Genomic DNA, 16,911 nt, shown 5'->3' on the forward strand with positions numbered 1-16,911 from the left:
GAATCAGTGCCGAATCAGATCCCAGCCTTCATTGATGACCTCGGCATACACCTCATCGGGGTCGATGCGGCGCAATTCCTCGGTCAGGCAGTCCTCGATGGTGCGCACCGGCACGGAAATCGCCTGCGGGGCCTGGCCGGGCATCGAAATCAATGCCTGGTCCTCATGCGGACGCTCCAACGACACCACGCCATCCGCGCGCGTCAGATACACGCCGGTCACGGCTTCAGCGCCATCCACATATTCGACGTCTACATTCACGCCCAGCTTCAGTCGCAGCCATGCGCACAGCAGGTCCATCGGCAGGAACTCCTTGGGACCGCTCACCTTCACAGCGGTGATCGGCAGGTGCGGCGGCTGGTCGAGCATCGAAGCCAGCAGCCCGCGCCATACGGTCAGGCGGGTCCACGACAGGTCGACGTCCTCCGGAGTCCAGTTGCGGCGCAGACGCTCGATGGTGGCTTCGGGGTTATTGGAGCGCATCGCATCGGTAAGGCGGCTGCGGGCCATCGCGCCCATCAGGTCCTTGGACGGATTGGACGGCGGGTTCGTCGGCCACCACGCCACCACCGGCACATCCGGCACGAGCAGCGGGATGACCATGGTGTCCGGATGGTTGATCAGTCCGTTGCGTGGGCGGAGGATGATGATCTCGCCTGCGCCCGCGTCCGCGCCGAAGCGCACCTGGGCGTTCAGGTTCGAGCCGGCCGGCCCATCGGTCAGGTCAACGGCCGGATTGTCGGTCTTCTCCATCGGCTTGGCGCCGGCATCGGCGGATGTGCCGTTCGCAGTGCCGTCCGCAGCGCCGTCTGCGGTGTTGGCTCCGGCCTCGGCGTTGTCGCTATGCTCGGTGTCCGGCACGATCGCAATCACGCGGCAGGGGTGCTCGCGGCTGGCGGCATTGGCGACTTCCAGCGCATGCTCGAGTTCGTTGTCGTCCGTGGCGATCAGCAGCGTCAGCACGCGGCCGGTCGCGGATTCGCCGCGCTCCTCGTGCAGTTGCTCGATCTTATGCGCGATTTCGCGCGTACGGGTATTGGGCAGATCGATGATCATGGCATCCTCCAGTGACGGCCTTCGCGCGCCAGCATCTCATCGGCTTCGGCCGGGCCCCAAGTGCCCGAACGATAGGGCTGCGGCTGGCCGAGCGTGGACCAGAATTCTTCAATCGGATCGAGGATCTCCCAGCTCAGGTTCACCTCTTCGGTGGTCGGGAACAGCGGCGGATCGCCGAGCAGCACGTCCAGGATCAGTCGCTCATAGGCTTCCGGCGAGTTCTCGGTGAAGGAGCGGCCGTAGCTGAAGTCCATGTTCACATCACGGACCTCCATCGTGGTGCCGCCCGGCACTTTGGCGCCGAAGCGCATGGTCACGCCTTCGTCCGGCTGCACGCGAATCACGATGGCGTTCTTGCCGAGTTCGCGCACGGCAGTCTGCTCGAACGGCAGATGCGGCGCGCGCTTGAACACCACGGCGATCTCGGTCACGCGCTTGCCCAGTCGCTTGCCGGTGCGCAGGTAGAACGGTACGCCGGCCCAACGGCGGGTGTCGATATCAAGTTCGATGGCGGCGTACGTTTCCGTGGTGCTCTTGGGGTCGATGCCCTTTTCCTCGAGGTATCCGACGACCTCGTGCGAGCCCTGCCATCCCTTGGCGTACTGACCGCGCGCGGTGTGCAGCGAAAGGTCCTTGGGCAGGCGGACCGCGGACAGCACCTTGGTCTTTTCGGCGGTCAGATCCTTGGCGGTGAAGCTCACCGGCTCCTCCATGGCAGTCAAGGCCATAAGCTGCAGCAGGTGGTTCTGAATCACGTCGCGTGCGGCGCCGATGCCGTCATAGTAGCCGGCGCGGCCGCCGATGCCGATGTCCTCGGCCATCGTGATCTGCACATGGTCGACGTAGTTCGCGTTCCAGATCGGCTCGTACATCGCGTTGGCGAAGCGCAGTGCCAGCAGGTTCTGCACGGTTTCCTTGCCGAGGTAATGGTCGATGCGGAACACCGAGCTCGGGTCGAACACCTCGGAGACCACATGGTCGAGCTCCTTGGCGCTGGCCAGGTCATGGCCGAACGGCTTCTCGATGATCACGCGGCGCCATGCGCCCTCGGAGGAGCGCGACAGGCCGGAGGCGGCCAGCTGCTTGGCTACGATCGGGAAGGCGCGTGGCGGCACGGACATGTAGAAGGCATGGTTGCCGCGCGTGCCGCGGTCGCGGTCGAGCTCCTGTACGGTGTCGCTCAGGCGCTCGAAGGCAGCGGGGTCGTCGAAGGTGCCGCGCACGAAGCGGATTCCGGCGGCCAGATTCTTCCAGGTCGATTCCTTGAACGGTGTGCGGCAATGCGCCTGCACGGCGGTCTTGACGAATTCGATGAAATGCTCTTGCGTCCAGTCGCGGCGGGCGAAGCCGGTCAGGCCGAAGCTGGGCGGCAGCAGTCCACGGTTGGCGAGGTCGTATACTGCCGGCAGCAGTTTCTTCTGGGCGAGGTCGCCGGTGACGCCGAAGATCACCAGGCTGCAGGGGCCGGCGATGCGGGGCAGACGCAGGTCGCGCGAGTCGCGCAACGGGTTGCTCCAGTTGGATAGTTCACTCATGGTTCCAAGGATAGCCCCGAGCCGGGGGTTTATCGATACAATAGTTGAACAATGGTTGTGAGATGCCGCATATTTCGCTTGCGGCGTGACGGCGGACTGCAGATTGGCGCGGCGTCGAGCGCAAAGCCGAGCACAAAGCCGAGCACTGATGTTTGGCGGTGCGCTCGGCGGTGCGTGCGCCGGTTGTGGCTGGCTATGCCGGTCAATCTTCCGCGTAGCGTCAGCTGGAGCGTCAGCTGGAGGCCGGATTTGGGGCGAAACATAAGGTTTCAACGTCAACGGTTTATGTTTCGCCCCGTTTTGTATGGCCAAAGTGGGGCGAAACATAAACCGATAGCGTGAGAAACTTATGTTTCGTCCCGTTTGAGAGAGTGAAAGCTCTGAAATGGATGTGGTGGGTGTGATGCTAGTGGTCTGTCTCGTAAATAATTGAGGGATTCAGCTTTTTCTCTCCCCCAGTCAGCTTCGCTGACAGCCCTTCCTGCAATTTCGGACGCGCTTCGCGCGCGGCCTGCTGGCTCGCCTGTCGTCTCGCACGTTGCCTACAAACAGCTCCGCTGTCTGCTTCACGGCAACGTCCCGTCAGAGGGGGCCAGCACCGCTCAACCAATTACGAGATGGACCACTAGTGGGCATTGGCGGTTTGGCGGTTTGGCGATGGCGACAGTGGCGAGGGTGGTGACAATGGCGAGGGTGGTGACAATGGGAGGCGTGGAGACTTGCCGCAGTGCCACTTTCATGAAATTCTCAGGTAACGCTTATGGTACGCGCAGAAGAGGGTTGTTTACTGTAATCAGCCGCAAGGCAGCAATAACTGAATCCCTTTCTTCTTCTCTCTTCTCTTCCTTGGAAGGCCCGGTCCCAACCGCCGGGCCTTCGTCGTTTTCTCGCGGCAGCGGCAGCGGCAAGGGTCTGAAGCCTATGCGCGGGGTCGTTTGCGCCGCTCACAGCTTGTGCTCGTAATACGTCTTGGTCAGTGTTGCGATCAGGATGTGAGCCAGCATGGCAATACCGAGTCCGTATGACATGTATCGCAAGGGAGCGGTTTCGAAGATTGCGGCAAGTGTATTACAGATGATCAGCAGGTTCAGGCCAAGTACATAGAAGATACGTGAGTTGGCGGCTTCTGCCTTCAATGTGATGAGTCGGTCTCGTTCATCACCTTTCTGAAGAGCGATGGTGTTGCCCTTGCAGAAGTATCCGCCTGCGACGCAGCATACTGCGGCTACTAAGCCCACCGCGGCGGGGCTGACAAATGACTGGAACCGAGCGCCGGACCATCCGAAGCGTATGCCAGCGCCGATAATCGTGATCAGCGCGTAGATGATCAGCGTCACCGCGGCGCCGAAGAACCGGAATCGGGCTTCCTTCATATCCCGGGCGTTCGGTTTCGGGGTACGAGGTGGGAGGATGGTTCGCTGCGGCATGCCATTCGGGTTAACGGCCGGCGGTTGTGGCTGTGGATGTGCGTACGGGCGACCGGGCTGATGGTGTCTATGATCGTCTGGTCTGTGGAATGATGTGGGATTATTGGCGCTAGACATAGCCGTTCTCCTCGTCTTCGAGTTGTTTATTGGTTTCCAGCAGGCACAGATCCTCAACGGTGGTGCCGAACACTCGTGCTATGCGGTAAGCGAGCATGAGTGAGGGGTTGTATTGCTCCTTCTCGATCGAGATAATCGTGCGCGACGACACGAACACCAGATCGGCAAGTTGCTGTTGCGTCATACCCGTTGCCATGCGATATTCACGAACCCTGGTCCTCATTGACCCGCATCACCGCCTTCTATGATCGTAACGACGCCGAAGAACTGAAGTTCGCTTCATGTGAAGCTGACTTCATATTATCAGATATGGCAGAGTGCCGCTCATTGTCGAGGCTCGGTCCGTGTCGCCGCGCATACGGTGTCTATGATCCTGAGGCTGTGTTGCTTCAGGCCGTATTGCTGTCACATGCGCCGGGCTGTTGCTGGGTGGCGACCTATTGATGTGATGCTTTGCTAACTCGATTGTGCGGGGTAAAGCAAAGCCTCGAAACCGTTGGGATTATTGGCTTCGAGGCTTGTTCGCGGTGCCCCCCGTGGGATTCGAACCCACAACCCACGACTTAAAAGGACGCTGCTCTAACCGTTGAGCTAGAGGGGCAACATTTCTAAGATACACATCTGCGCTAGACATGCCAAATCGGCGTTGCGCGTTGTGTGATCCAGTGGTCGATCATATGGGTCACAGACATACCGCCGACGTATCGCACGCCGCAAAGACCGTGTGCGGCAAGCTGCCAACCGCACACTAGTAGTCTGTTTCGTAATTGTCTGAAGGGTATTGGCCCCCTCTGACGAGGGGGCTGTCAGCGAAGCTGACTGGGGGAGAGAAAAAGCTGAATCCCTCAGCCAATTACGAGACGGACCACTAGGAAACCAACGTGAGACCGGCGCGCATCCTCCACTGGTCCTACAGTGGTCGGCATGTCATGCACCACCATTCTCATCGGCAAGAACGCCAGCTACGACGGCTCCACCATCATCGCCCGCGACGACGATTCCGGTTCCGGCCGTTACGATCCCAAACACCTCGTCGCCGTGGCGCCCGAAGACCAGCCCCGGCATTACCGCAGCGTGCTGAGCCATGTGGAAGTCGACCTGCCCGACGATCCCTGCCGGTACACCATCGCGCCGAACGTGCTACACAACCGTGGCGTACTGGCCGAGGCAGGCGCCAACGAACATAACGTGGCGATGAGCGCCACCGAAACCATCGCGGTCAACGAGCGGGTGCTCGCCGCAGACCCGCTGGTCGAATTCAAACCCGCTCAAGGTGAGCCCGGCGACCCTGATTACCGCCCCGAACAGCCGGGCGGCATCGGCGAGGAGGACATCATCACCCTCGTCCTGCCGTACGTCACCACCGCGCGAGAGGGAGTGGCCCGGTTCGGTGAACTGCTGGAGGCCTACGGCACCTATGAGTCGAACGGCGTGATTATCTCGGATGTGGACGAGATCTGGTATGTCGAGACGATCGGCGGCCATCGTTGGATCGCACGCCGTGTGCCGGACGACTGCTACGCCACCATCCCCAACCAGCTCGGCGTCGACGACTTCGACCTGACCGATGCGTTCGGCAGGCAGCGCGAATACATGTGCAGTGCGGACCTGCGCGAGTTCATCGTCGAGCATTATCTCGACCGCACGATGGGGGTGCCCGCTGTGTCTGGTGGCCGTCATTCCCACAGCGCCGGTTTCGGGGCCGTTGCCGGGGCGAACTCCGGTACAGCCAGCAATTTCAATCCGCGCAAGGTCTTCGGCACAAATACTGCCAAAGACCATATCTACAACACGCCGCGCGCCTGGTACATGCAACGTTATCTCAACCCCAGTGAGGACTGGGATTCGCCGACCGCCCGGTATACGCCGGAATCCAGCGACATCCCATGGTGCCGCGTGCCGGAAGACAAGGTGACCCTCGAGGATGTCGATTTTCTGCTCTCGAGCCATTTCGAGGGCACGCCGTACGACCCGTACGGGACCAAGGGCACCGCCGAATCGCGCCACCGCTATCGTCCGATCGGTGTGAACCGCACTGGACATATGGTGGCGATTCAGCTGCGCCCGTACGTCCCGGCGTGCAGCCGTGCGGTGATGTGGGTGTCCTTCGGTTCCGGCCCGTTCACCACCATCGCCCCGTTCTATGCGAACGTTGACGATACGCCCGCCTACCTGCGCGATACCACAGCCACCGTGTCCACCGACAACCTGTACTGGACGAACCGTCTGATCGCGGTGATCGCCGACGCGCACTGGTTCGAGACCCGCAATGCCATCGAGGGGTATGCGGAAGGCGTCCGCGCGTTCGGTCATCGTCTGGTTGAGCAGACCGATGCGCAGGTGGCCGAGGGTGGTTATGGCGACGAGGACGTGCGCGCCGTGCCGGCGGTGCTGGTGGTCACCAACGAGCGCATGGCCGACTATCTGCGCGAACATACGCTCGAGTTGCTCGACAAGGTGACGTACATCGCCAGCAATCTCATGCATAACGGCTTCGCCATGTCCGATCGCTGGACGGACTAGTTATATCCTCGGCTGAGTATGAGATTTGCCCTGCTGAGTGGTGTGTAAGCGGGGCGGATCCTCGGTGAGATGGATGATTTGCCCTGCTGGCGTCCCTCAATGGGGCAAACCCTCGGTTGGCTATGGAATTTGCCTCACTAAGAGCCTCTCAGTGAGGCAAAACAACGGGGTATGCGATGTTATGCGCCGCTGAGTGTTGCTAGCGGGGCGGATCCTCGGTCGGTCATAGGTGTTGCCCCGTTTAAGGGTATGCAGGCGCGTCAAAATCCCGATTGAACCGATGATTTGCCCCGATGGAGACGAATACGCGCAGTGACGACGCCGGATTGGCGACGTAGGCCGCGACGGATGCCTGGCCGCCGGACGAATACGCGCAGTGACGACGCCGGATTGACGACAGTGCCGAATCAGTTGAAACCGACGACCTTTTCGGCGATGGCGTAGCCATTGCGCACCAACCAACGGCCGCTCTTGCCGGGGAGGTTGATCGCCCGGGACATGAGCTTGCCCCGCACGTCATGCCCGATGGCCGGCGAGTATTCGTCAAGCGCCGCCCAGAGTTCGCGTTTCTTGGCATAGTTCGCCTTGTCCCGCGACAGAATCAGGAACACCGAGGTCACGCATGATTCGATGGCCAGGAAGTGGATCATGTACCGATACAGGCCGTCCGGCACCGTGCCGCGCTCCGGCGTGGCCTCGGTCATCAGCCGGTTGACGAGCCGCAGCTGGTCCACACGGCGAATCATGACGTCCGTCTGCACGCTCTGCCCCTCGCGCCCGATGAAATAGTGGTAGAACGGCACGTCCAGATACTGTATGCGACTGACCCACGGGAACGGCTGGTACGAGTAGTAGAAGTCCACGTAGAACGTGTGCTCCGGCAGCTTGAGCCCCGAATCGCGCACCACCTGGGTGCGGAAGGTGAGCGCATGCATGATGATGTACTGCGCCAGCCCGAAATGCCCCAGGTCATCCCAGCCGAGCACACGGCCGGCCGGGATGACGCGGCGGAAGTTCACCGTGTGCTTGTGGCGCTTGGCCACCTTGTCGTAGACGTAGTTGGTGACGAGCATGTCGATGGGTTTGGCGGCCTCGCGCTGCGCCCGCAGTGTGGCCATCACGGTATTGATGGCCTGCGGGTCGACCCAATCGTCCGCATCCACCACTTTGACGTACATGCCGCGCGCCGCCGCCAGCCCTGTGTTCACCGCGCCGCCATGTCCCTTGTTCTCCTGATGGATGGCCCGTACGATTCCGGGATTGTTGCGCTCGAGCTTCTGCGCGTATGCCAGCGTGCCGTCCTTGGAACCATCGTCCACAATCAGCACTTCGATGTCCTGAGTGTCCGAGGCGGAGAGAATCGAGTTGACGCAGCGGTCAAGATAGGACTCCATATTGTATGCGGGGATTACGAAGGTGAGCGTCTTTGCCGTCGTTGCCGCGTTGGCCATACCAGTTACATCCTCACATGGTTCCATCGAAGGTTGCGAATCGCGGGCCGCGGACTGCGGGTCGTGCGAAACGCAACACGGATTTCGTTCGTTTGCTGTTCAAACCGTAGCACTTCGCCACGGTGAATGATAGGCGCGTTACGCAAGATGCCACGTCTGTTGCATATTCTGCACGCCTGCAGTATTACGCTGCCGTACTAAGACAAGGCTTGACTGGTATGTGGCGTCAGTAGTTCGTTGATGGATTGACTACCCCTCAGTCCCGCTTCGCGGGACAGCTCGTCCTGCAATCAGGGACGCGCTCCGCGCGGCATCCTGCTGGCTCGCCTGTCGGCTCGCACGTTGCCTACAAACAGCTCCGCTGTTTGCTTCACGGCAACGGTCCCGCAATCACGGACGCGCTCCGCGCGGCATCCTGCTGGCTCGCCTGTTGGCTCGCACGTTGCCTACAAACAGCTCCGCTGTTTGCTTCACGGCAACGTCCTGACAAGGGGAGCCGGAAAGAGATACAAGCAACGAACTTCTGACGCAGGATACTAGGTTGGTCAGGATTGGCCACGGCTGGTCAGCTCTAACAGGACCGGGGCTCGGCGATGGCCAGTAACTGCGGCGGCTTGTCGGACAGTGTGAATGTGTCGCTTGGCTGTCCGGCGTCCTACTCGCGTCCTACTCGGTGATGTTCTCGCCGGCCGGATTGCCGTTCATGGCATCGGTCTCGTTGCTCGCGCTGGCGTCGTCAACGTCGGTGCCCGTGCTGCTGACGGTGTCAATGACACTGTCAGCGCTGTCACACGATATCGCCGGCAGCTCGCGCTGGCTACCGCGTTGCCTCCGCTGCGCTTCACGCTCGGCCTCACGCTGCGCCTCGCGTTGTGCCCGCGCGCCCTCGAACAGCAGCTGCGGCTTGGAATTGAGCCGGCTCAGACCATGCCACGCCAGATCCACAATGTATGCGGCGAGCTGCTCCTTGCTTACCTTCGGCCGGTCTGCCCAGTACTGGCCGGTGAATACGGTCATGCCCACCAGCATCTGCGCGTAGTACGGCACGCCCTTGACGGACAGCTTCTGTCGCTTGAAGGTGTCGGAGAGGATGTCCTCGACCCTCAGTGAGATATCGCCCAGCAACGAGTTGAACGATCCGGACGGGTCGGTGCTGGGGGAGTCGCGCACCAGCACCTGGAAGCCCTCCGCGTTCTCCTCGATGTAGGTGAGCAACGCCAGCGCGGTCCGTTCCACGATGCGGCGCGGGTGGATGTCCGGATTATCCAGCGCCTCGGTGAGCGTGGTGGTCAGCGCGCGCATCTCGCGGTCCACGATTACCGCGTAAAGACCCTCCTTGCCGCCGAAATGCTCGTAGACAATAGGCTTGGAAACCTTGGCGTGCGCGGCGATTTCCTCGACGCTCACCGCCTCGAACCCTTTGGCGGCGAACAGGGAACGGCCTACTGCGATGAGCTGTTCGCGTCGCTGCAGCGACGTCATACGTGAGGAATGTGCCATAGCGTTCAGCTTAGCCGGTGGGCGGGCCGGTTGGAATCGGCGGTGCCGGTGGGAGTGAAATTGGTTGCGGGTGACTTACCTCGGCTTATACGCAGCTGCCCATACGAAGTGGCTCATACGCAGCTGCCCATATGTAAAAAGATGGACAAAGTGCGTTTTCTGTCATATATGAGTGGCAAAATCATCATCGACAGGCATAGTGCCTGTTTCTCAGGAAGGAGGCTGATATGACCGTTGCATATACCGCTCGGTGATGTCAACTATGCGTGGGGGGGGGGTCTCTCCTGAGCTAGTGGTGTTCGTCAGCCTTCTGAGAGTCCGAAGAAGGTAAATCTCATGGCGAATACATACAAAGACGATATCGCGTCTCTCGATAAGGACTACTCGGTCGGTGTCCAGAAGGCATATGATGCCGCGAAGCAGCAGCTTGCGCAGGTGAATACCGCCAACCTTGAAGGCACTGACCGTGCACTTCCGCAGGATCTGGGCAATAAGCTGGATTCGACGTTCACTCAGTTCGCGCAGGCCAAGCAGCAGAAGAGCGCTGAAATCACTCCGAAGAAAGAGGCGCTGAAGAAGCGTCATCTGATTTTCCTGCTGGTGCAGCTCGCGCTGATCGTACTGGGTCTTATCATTGCTTTCAAGGCTGGCGGCGACAGCGCGGGCATGTTCGGCTGGTTGATGCTGATCGCCGGAATCATCTGCCACTTCATCTTCTCCTCCATGGACAAGAAGGCCGCCGCCGCGCTGGCTCAGGAATGGCGCTCGCTGTTCGGCGCGTATCAGGCGACGTTCGGCCACAAGGAGACTCTGCACCAGTCCGCCAGCGGACTGTACAAGGACATCGACGACCTGTACCTGCGCAGCCTGGATCCGCAGCAGCGCGGTTTCGAGATGCAGAACCGCCAGCTGCAGAAGCAGATGGAGGCGCAGAACGAGCAGCATGAGCAGGCCATGGCCATGCAGGCTGCCCAGATGAAGCAGATGCAGAGCATGATTGACGAGCAGCGCAACACGAACGCGATGCTGCGCGGCTAATCAAATATGGTATCGGTGAATGATCAGATGGAATGCCCCGGTTGCGGGGCTTCCGTCGCTTTACGGGATGAAGTGTGCGCCTTCTGCGGTAGAAAGCTCACATTCACTTCCTTGAATTTCAAGGAAGTGAGAAAAGCCACGTACAAGGAGTCGGCGAAATTCCTGGACGCATACAAGGGCGCGTTGAAGAATTCCCCCGACAACCCCGAAGTACTGGCTTCGTTGGGCTATGTGCTTCTGGACCGAGGGCAGTATGCGGAGGCGGCCGACACGCTCGATAAGGCCGCGGCCAACGGAGCGGACAATCCGGACGTGCTGTTCCGAGCGGCGCTCGCCAGATACAAGACGAAACGACCATTCCAAATCACGCTGCGTGAGGCGGAGAAGATCATCGCCTGCATCGATTCGGCGATCGCCATGGAACCTCATCCTGAATATCTGTTCGTTAAGGCGGAGCTCATCAAACAGTTATTTGAACGGCGTTTCGTCCGGTACCGGGAACGCTCATCCGATGTGTTGGCTCAAGCGAACTCGTCCGGTTTGTCGGCCAGCGACCGGGCGGATTTGGAATCATTGCTCAACGGGTGAAGCAACGAGTCGCCGCATAGGCATGGAGAGAAATGGATTATGGCAGTTTATAGCTTTCAGGAAATGATACGATGCCGCAAGGAAATGGCGATGAAAGCCTGCGGCATCTTTGATGAAGAGGAAGTCGGGCGCATCGACCCGATTTCATACGCCGAAAAATCCGGTGATCATTTCTTCGTCACCGTCTGGATGTTCGGTAACAAGAAGATCTACTCGGCGATGATGGAGATACTTCCCGGGAATTGGCCCGATCCGGAGAGCGGATACGGGAGGGCGTTCTTCGATGTCTACCGTTTCAAAAACATCAATGACATTCGAGTGGATGATTACGGCTGCGTCATCACATTGAACACGGGAAAGAAGCTCGAGCTGAACTCGAACTGTTTGGAAGGCAAGGATGCCTTCGCGTTCTCGGCGCATGGCCTTGTCAGCCTTTGGGACGAATACGACGACTGACAAGGCCGTGAACCAGGCCTCCCATACATGGGCTGGGCGGATACGCCCGTCCAGCCCATGACAACAAGAGTAATTCGGCGCTGAAAAGGAACATGGCGATGGCACTATTCGGTAAGAATCCTAATGAGATCAATTACGTAGGTGGAGAAAAACACTTTGCCGATGTCATAAAAAACAGGTCGGCAAATGACACATTGATCTTCCGCAATCCCGAAGAGGATTTCAATCATGGCTCCACTCTGGTGGTGCAACCCGGCGAACAGGCGATATTCGTCAATGAGGGGCAATATCGAGCAGGTGTTCGATCAGGCACGTATACGTTGACCACCTCCAATTACCCCTTCATTTCACGGTTGCGTAACGCGCTTTCCGGGGGAATCTCCACATTCAACTGCGTGGTGTATTTCGTCCGCATCGCTACGAGCCGTGAAATCATGTGGGGCACCGATACGCCGATCAAAGTCATGGACAAGGCGTATGGCGATCAGTTCACTGGCGTCGGCGTGGAAACCGAGGTCGGGGCTCGGGGTTCGTACAGGGTCAAGGTTTCAGATGCGGGACTGTTCCTGACCACTCTCATTGGCGGCAACTATGACCTGACCGATCAGGAGAGTCTCCGTGATTTCTTCAGGAACCAGTTCCTGAGCCATATTCTGGCATTCCTGACTCGTGAACTGACCAATTGGAACCAGCCGCTGATCAGCGCTCCGGCCAACGTGATCGCGTACTCCCAGTCGATTCAGAAGGAACTCGAGCCGGTTGCGGGCGAGTATGGTCTGGAGATGCTGAACTTCAACATCTCCGGAATGAAGATCTTCGACAATGAGGAGAGGCGGCAGGCTCAGGCTCTGGCGACGAAGAACCGCGAACAGTACTTCGGGCAGATGGCTGCGGGCGCAGGTGCCGCTGCGGCGGCGGTCGGCCAGCAGCAGGCGTATCAGACGCTGGGCACCAATTACCAGCAGGCGCAGGTGCTGGAGGCGATGAATCAGGCCGCAGCGAATCCGGGTGGCGAGAGCGGTGCGCTGATGGGCGCCGGCATGGGGCTGACCATGGGCGCCGGATTGGGGCAGATGATTCCCGGGCTTATGGGACAGACCCTGCAGGCCGCGGCTGCGGCACCGGGGGCGTCCGGCACCGCAGCTCAGCCGTCCGCGAGCAAGGGCGACCCCATGGAACGTCTGTCGAAATTGAAGCAAATGTCGGATGCCGGACTCATCAGCACCGAGGAATATGAGTCCAAGAAGGCAGAAATCCTCAAGGAGCTGTGAACACGACCATGACACGTTATCTTTCTTCGATCATCGCGACGGTATTCTTTGCGGTGGCGATTGCGGCGTTCGGCTTCCAGCTGGCTGTTTTCGAGTTCGCACCCATTGCCCAGTACGTCGTGCTGTCGTTCATGCTGGTGTTCACCGTCCTCATCTGGGTTGCCGACGCGCAAGCGAGCCGTCAAATGGTGGGGCGCGACCTGTACCACCGCATCATAGCCGAGAACGGTCTGTTCCCCATCGTCGGATACCTCGTGCAGTGCGTGTTCGCGCTGTTGTATGGTCTCGCATGGAACACGGTGCTTAACCCGGTGGCCACCGGATTGCGGCTCGTTTTGCCGAAGGGCTTGTTCCTCCCTCTGATCGTCGAACTGGTTATTACCGCCGTGGTCGTGGTGTTCTGGCTGGGCAACGTCCGGGCGAACGATCACACCGCGCTGCAGCACGTCGAACATGAAGCGAAGATTTCCAGCAAGGAGCAGCTCAAAGGGCAGGTGCTGCTACTCAAGCAGCGTGTCGGCTCCGCTGATTCGAGCAAGGCCGAGACAATGCGTTTCATCGAGCAGAAAGTCTCCGCGCTCCCATTGAATCCCTCCGCGTCGGCGCTGCCGTTATACCAGCAGGCGATTCAGCTGATTATCGCCGCGAACCAGACACCGGGAGAGGTGACGCTGGAGACGCTGGAGAACATCAAGCGCGCCGTCGCCATGGTGCGCTGAGCCTATCCGCATTTCGTTACTTCAGGCCGTGGCGCTGATAAGAACGCCGCGGCCTTCTTTGATGTGTGCGCATGATGTGTGCGGAAAGCAATACCAAGGCGTGCGTAGACTTGGCAGGTATGGATACGAATACTTTGCTCGCCATTGTTGGCGTGATTGTGGTGGCGGTCGTACTGATCGCCCTGAGCATCTGGCTGTCCAAGTCCCGCAAACGTGACCTCGATCGCGCGATGGGTCAGCAAGCCCCGGATGACAAGCGGACCCGTGACGCCAAGGCCGCGGCGGATGCTCGTTTGGCTGCTGAAGCGGAGGCCGAGGCTGCGGCATCCGCGCAGTCCGGCCGGGAACCGGCGTCTCGCGCCCCCGGTGTGGATGATGGATCCGCTGCGTCTGCCGGTGCTGCTGCCTCAGAGGTCACCGCGGAATCCGCGACTGCGACGCAACCTAAGCCCGCCGCGCACGCTTCCGCCCCAGTCGCACCTAAAACCGAATCCCCGGAATCCATCGGTTCCCGACTGACACGATTGAAGGCGAAGCTCGCCAAGTCCGACAACCCGTTCGGTAAGGCGCTGTTCAACATCCTGACCAAGGACAATCTGTCCGAATCCGACTGGGAGGACGTCGAGGACACGCTGCTGCTGGCCGACGTTGGCGCGGACGCCTCCGCCCAGCTGGTCGACGATCTGCGTACGGACGCCCGTGTCAACGGCCGATCTGACCCGGAAGAGGTGCGTGCCACCCTCAAGGAGAAGCTGCTCGACCTGGTCGGTCGCGACACCGATCGTCGCCTGAACGCCGAAAAACCGGGCGCGGACAAGCCGTCCGTCATCATCATGGTCGGCGTGAACGGCACTGGTAAGACCACCACCGCAGGCAAGCTGGCGCGTCTGTTCGTGGCGGAAGGCAAGAACGTGGTGCTCGGCGCGGCCGACACCTTCCGCGCCGCCGCCGCCGACCAGCTCGAAACTTGGGGCGCCCGCGTGAACGTGCCGGTCGTCCGTTCGGACAAAGACGGTGCCGACCCCGCATCGGTGGCGTTCGAGGCTGCAGGCAAGGCCAAGGAATCCCAAGCGGACGTGCTCATCATCGATACTGCGGGCCGACTCCAGAACAAGGCCAATCTCATGGACGAGCTCGGCAAGATTAGGCGCGTCACCGAAAAGCAGCTGCCGGTCGCCGAAGTGCTGCTCGTGCTCGACGCCACCACCGGCCAGAACGGCATGGCCCAGGCCAAGGTGTTTGCCGAGGCCATCGGCATTACCGGCGTGGTGCTCTCCAAGCTGGACGGTTCGGCCAAGGGCGGCATCGTGATCTCCGTGCAGAAGGAGCTCGGCGTGCCGGTCAAGCTCGTCGGTCTCGGCGAAGGTCCGGACGACCTGGCACCGTTCGACCCGGAAGGCTTCGTGGACGGCATCCTCGCCTAGTGGATCGTCTTCTTCGGGTCTCTCCCCCAGTCAGCTACGCTGACAGCCCCCTCATCAGAGGGGGCCATAGCCGTACGGACGCGCTGCGCGCGCGGTTTGCTGGCTCGTCTGTAGGCAACGTCCCGTCAGAGGGGGCGATAGCACGGCGCATGCCATTTGAACGATTACGAGAGACGCTGCCAGTGTGACTGACGGTCTTGCGTCCACGTTGTGAACGCTCGGGAGCGGCATCCGATGACAAACCAAGCCCTGAATCATGTTCGTAACATGGTTCAGGGCCTTTTCATACGCCTAGGAATAACGCCGAAATCCAGTCGCCGAGCATGGCGGAAACCCCCAGTCATGCTTAACAATCGCGTAACGTGCCGTAACGAAACCAAAATGCATCCGGCTTTTACTGACAAACTGTTAGCCCCCACAAGGGGGACGGCATGTAGTGGAATACAGACGCCGACCGTCCGGCTTGAAACCCGGCTCTCGACGCCATGAACAAAGAGAGGGAGGTAGACATGGAAGCGCTTGATTCCGGAAACACCGCATGGATCCTTACATCCGCGTCCCTGGTTTTCCTCATGACGCCGGGTGTGGCGTTCTTCTATGGCGGCATGGTTCGTGCCAAGGCCGTTCTGAATATGCTGATGCTTGAGGCGGCCGCACTGTCGGTCACCATGATTATCTGGACCCTGTGGGGTTGGTCCATCGCCTACGCCGGCAATGACATCGGCGGCATCTTCGGCGACCCGGCCAGCGGATTCCTGCTCAAGGATTCCATGGTGGCCCAGGATGGCGTGTTCACCACCACCGGCCTCAATGCCAACAACTACCCGGTGTCCGTGGACGTCGCCTTCCAGGTGGCCTTCGCCATGATCACCGTCGGCCTGATCTGCGGTGCCATCGCCGAGCGCGTCAAGTACAGCACCTGGATGATTTTCGTGGCCCTGTGGATCACCTTCGACTACGCTCCTATGGCGCACATGGTGTGGAACCACGGTCTGCTGTCCGCTGACGGCGCCATCTCCAAGGCCATCGGCGCCGCCGCCCACGATTTCGCAGGAGGTACTGTCGTCCACATCAACGCCGCAGTCGCCGCCCTGATCATCGTGCTCATCATCGGCAAGCGCAAGGGCTTCGGCACCCAGCCGTTCCGTCCGCACAACGTGCCGTTCGTGATGCTTGGCGCCTTCCTCCTGTGGTTCGGCTGGTTCGGCTTCAACGCCGGTTCCGCCTTCGCCGCCAACGGCACCGCCGGCTACGCCTGGGTCTCCACCTCGGCCGCAACCGCCGCCGCCATGCTTTCTTGGGGCTTCACTGAGAAGATTCGCTCCGGCCACTACACCGCCATGGGCGCTGCCTCCGGTATGGTCGCCGGCCTGGTCGGCATCACGCCGGCCGCCGATGTGGTCTCCCCGTTGTGGGCCATCGTGCTCGGCGCGATCGTCGGCATCCTGACCTGCCTCGCCTGCGGTCTGAAGTTCAAGTTCGGCTACGACGACTCCCTCGATGTGGTCGGCGTGCACGGCGTCGGCGGCTTCACCGGCACCCTGCTCATCGGCTTCTTCGGTGAAGGCACCGGCCTGCTGGCCGGCGGCGACTGGAAGCAGCTCGTCGTGCAGCTGGTCATCGCCCTCGTCGCCATCCTCTACTCCGCAGTGATCACCGCGATCATCGCCTTCGCTCTGGAGAAGACCATCGGCTGGCGTGTCACCGAAGCTCAGGAAGTCAGCGGCATCGACCTTGTCGATCAGGGCGAACGCGCTTACGATTTTGCTGGTACTGCCAGCTCCGTTCTCAAGGAGGTGAAGTGAG

Annotated in this window: 14 protein-coding genes and 1 tRNA gene; 8 read left to right on the forward strand and 7 right to left on the reverse strand. The window is 60.5% G+C overall.

Going from position 1 to position 16,911, the window contains the following annotated elements:
* Positions 1–3 precede the first annotated feature (3 nt).
* The 5 genes from BREU_RS00420 to BREU_RS00440 all read right to left on the reverse strand — a co-directional run bounded on the left by BREU_RS00420 (position 4) and on the right by BREU_RS00440 (position 4,736).
* The gene (locus BREU_RS00420) at positions 4–1,056 is read right to left on the reverse strand and encodes a glucose-6-phosphate dehydrogenase assembly protein OpcA (RefSeq protein ID WP_044089318.1); all 1,053 of its coding nucleotides are present in this window, start codon (positions 1,054–1,056) and stop codon (positions 4–6) included.
* On the reverse strand, positions 1,053–2,591 hold the full coding sequence (gene zwf / locus BREU_RS00425) for a glucose-6-phosphate dehydrogenase (protein ID WP_044089320.1): 1,539 nt from the start codon (positions 2,589–2,591) through the stop codon (positions 1,053–1,055). Before zwf ends, BREU_RS00420 begins: the two co-directional genes overlap by 4 nt.
* A 944-nt stretch (positions 2,592–3,535) precedes the next feature.
* On the reverse strand, positions 3,536–3,964 hold the full coding sequence (locus tag BREU_RS00430) for a hypothetical protein (protein ID WP_044089321.1): 429 nt from the start codon (positions 3,962–3,964) through the stop codon (positions 3,536–3,538).
* A gap of 163 nt (positions 3,965–4,127) precedes the next feature.
* The gene (locus BREU_RS00435) at positions 4,128–4,358 is read right to left on the reverse strand and encodes a helix-turn-helix transcriptional regulator (protein WP_044089322.1); all 231 of its coding nucleotides are present in this window, start codon (positions 4,356–4,358) and stop codon (positions 4,128–4,130) included.
* Between the two features lie 305 nt (positions 4,359–4,663).
* Positions 4,664–4,736 (reverse strand) — tRNA-Lys (locus BREU_RS00440).
* Between the two features lie 323 nt (positions 4,737–5,059).
* Between BREU_RS00440 and BREU_RS00445 the strand changes: the two genes are divergently transcribed.
* On the forward strand, positions 5,060–6,658 hold the full coding sequence (locus tag BREU_RS00445; protein WP_044089324.1) for a C69 family dipeptidase: 1,599 nt from the start codon (positions 5,060–5,062) through the stop codon (positions 6,656–6,658).
* A gap of 407 nt (positions 6,659–7,065) precedes the next feature.
* Here the strand turns inward: BREU_RS00445 and BREU_RS00450 are convergent, their stop codons facing one another.
* Positions 7,066–8,109, reverse strand: coding sequence for a glycosyltransferase family 2 protein (locus BREU_RS00450; protein ID WP_044089326.1), 1,044 nt, complete (start codon positions 8,107–8,109; stop codon positions 7,066–7,068).
* Positions 8,110–8,775: 666 nt separating this feature from the next.
* On the reverse strand, positions 8,776–9,591 hold the full coding sequence (locus BREU_RS00455; protein WP_081886456.1) for a TetR/AcrR family transcriptional regulator: 816 nt from the start codon (positions 9,589–9,591) through the stop codon (positions 8,776–8,778).
* 354 nt (positions 9,592–9,945) lie between these two features.
* Here BREU_RS00455 and BREU_RS00460 point away from each other — a divergent pair, with 354 nt between their 5' ends.
* From BREU_RS00460 to BREU_RS00490, 7 genes are all read left to right on the forward strand, one after another.
* Entirely contained in the window at positions 9,946–10,647 is a 702-nt protein-coding gene (locus BREU_RS00460) for a DUF4064 domain-containing protein (protein ID WP_044089327.1), read from the forward strand.
* 126 nt (positions 10,648–10,773) lie between these two features.
* A complete protein-coding gene (locus tag BREU_RS00465) occupies positions 10,774–11,235 on the forward strand; it encodes a tetratricopeptide repeat protein (protein WP_223848030.1) in 462 nt (153 codons plus the stop codon).
* 39 nt (positions 11,236–11,274) lie between these two features.
* Entirely contained in the window at positions 11,275–11,691 is a 417-nt protein-coding gene (locus tag BREU_RS00470; RefSeq protein WP_044089329.1) for a hypothetical protein, read from the forward strand.
* 98 nt (positions 11,692–11,789) lie between these two features.
* A complete protein-coding gene (locus BREU_RS00475; RefSeq protein ID WP_044095738.1) occupies positions 11,790–12,962 on the forward strand; it encodes an SPFH domain-containing protein in 1,173 nt (390 codons plus the stop codon).
* Positions 12,963–12,970: 8 nt separating this feature from the next.
* Positions 12,971–13,681, forward strand: a complete 711-nt coding sequence (locus tag BREU_RS00480) for a hypothetical protein (protein ID WP_044089415.1) — start codon at positions 12,971–12,973, stop codon at positions 13,679–13,681.
* A 119-nt stretch (positions 13,682–13,800) separates the two neighbouring features.
* Positions 13,801–15,105 (forward strand): signal recognition particle-docking protein FtsY, encoded by a 1,305-nt coding sequence (gene ftsY / locus BREU_RS00485; protein WP_044089331.1) that lies wholly within the window; start codon positions 13,801–13,803, stop codon positions 15,103–15,105.
* Positions 15,106–15,614: 509 nt separating this feature from the next.
* Entirely contained in the window at positions 15,615–16,910 is a 1,296-nt protein-coding gene (locus tag BREU_RS00490) for an ammonium transporter (protein ID WP_044089332.1), read from the forward strand.
* The last annotated feature ends 1 nt before the right edge of the window (position 16,911 follow it).

Source organism: Bifidobacterium reuteri DSM 23975, from assembly GCF_000741695.1.
Taxonomy (GTDB): domain Bacteria; phylum Actinomycetota; class Actinomycetes; order Actinomycetales; family Bifidobacteriaceae; genus Bifidobacterium; species Bifidobacterium reuteri.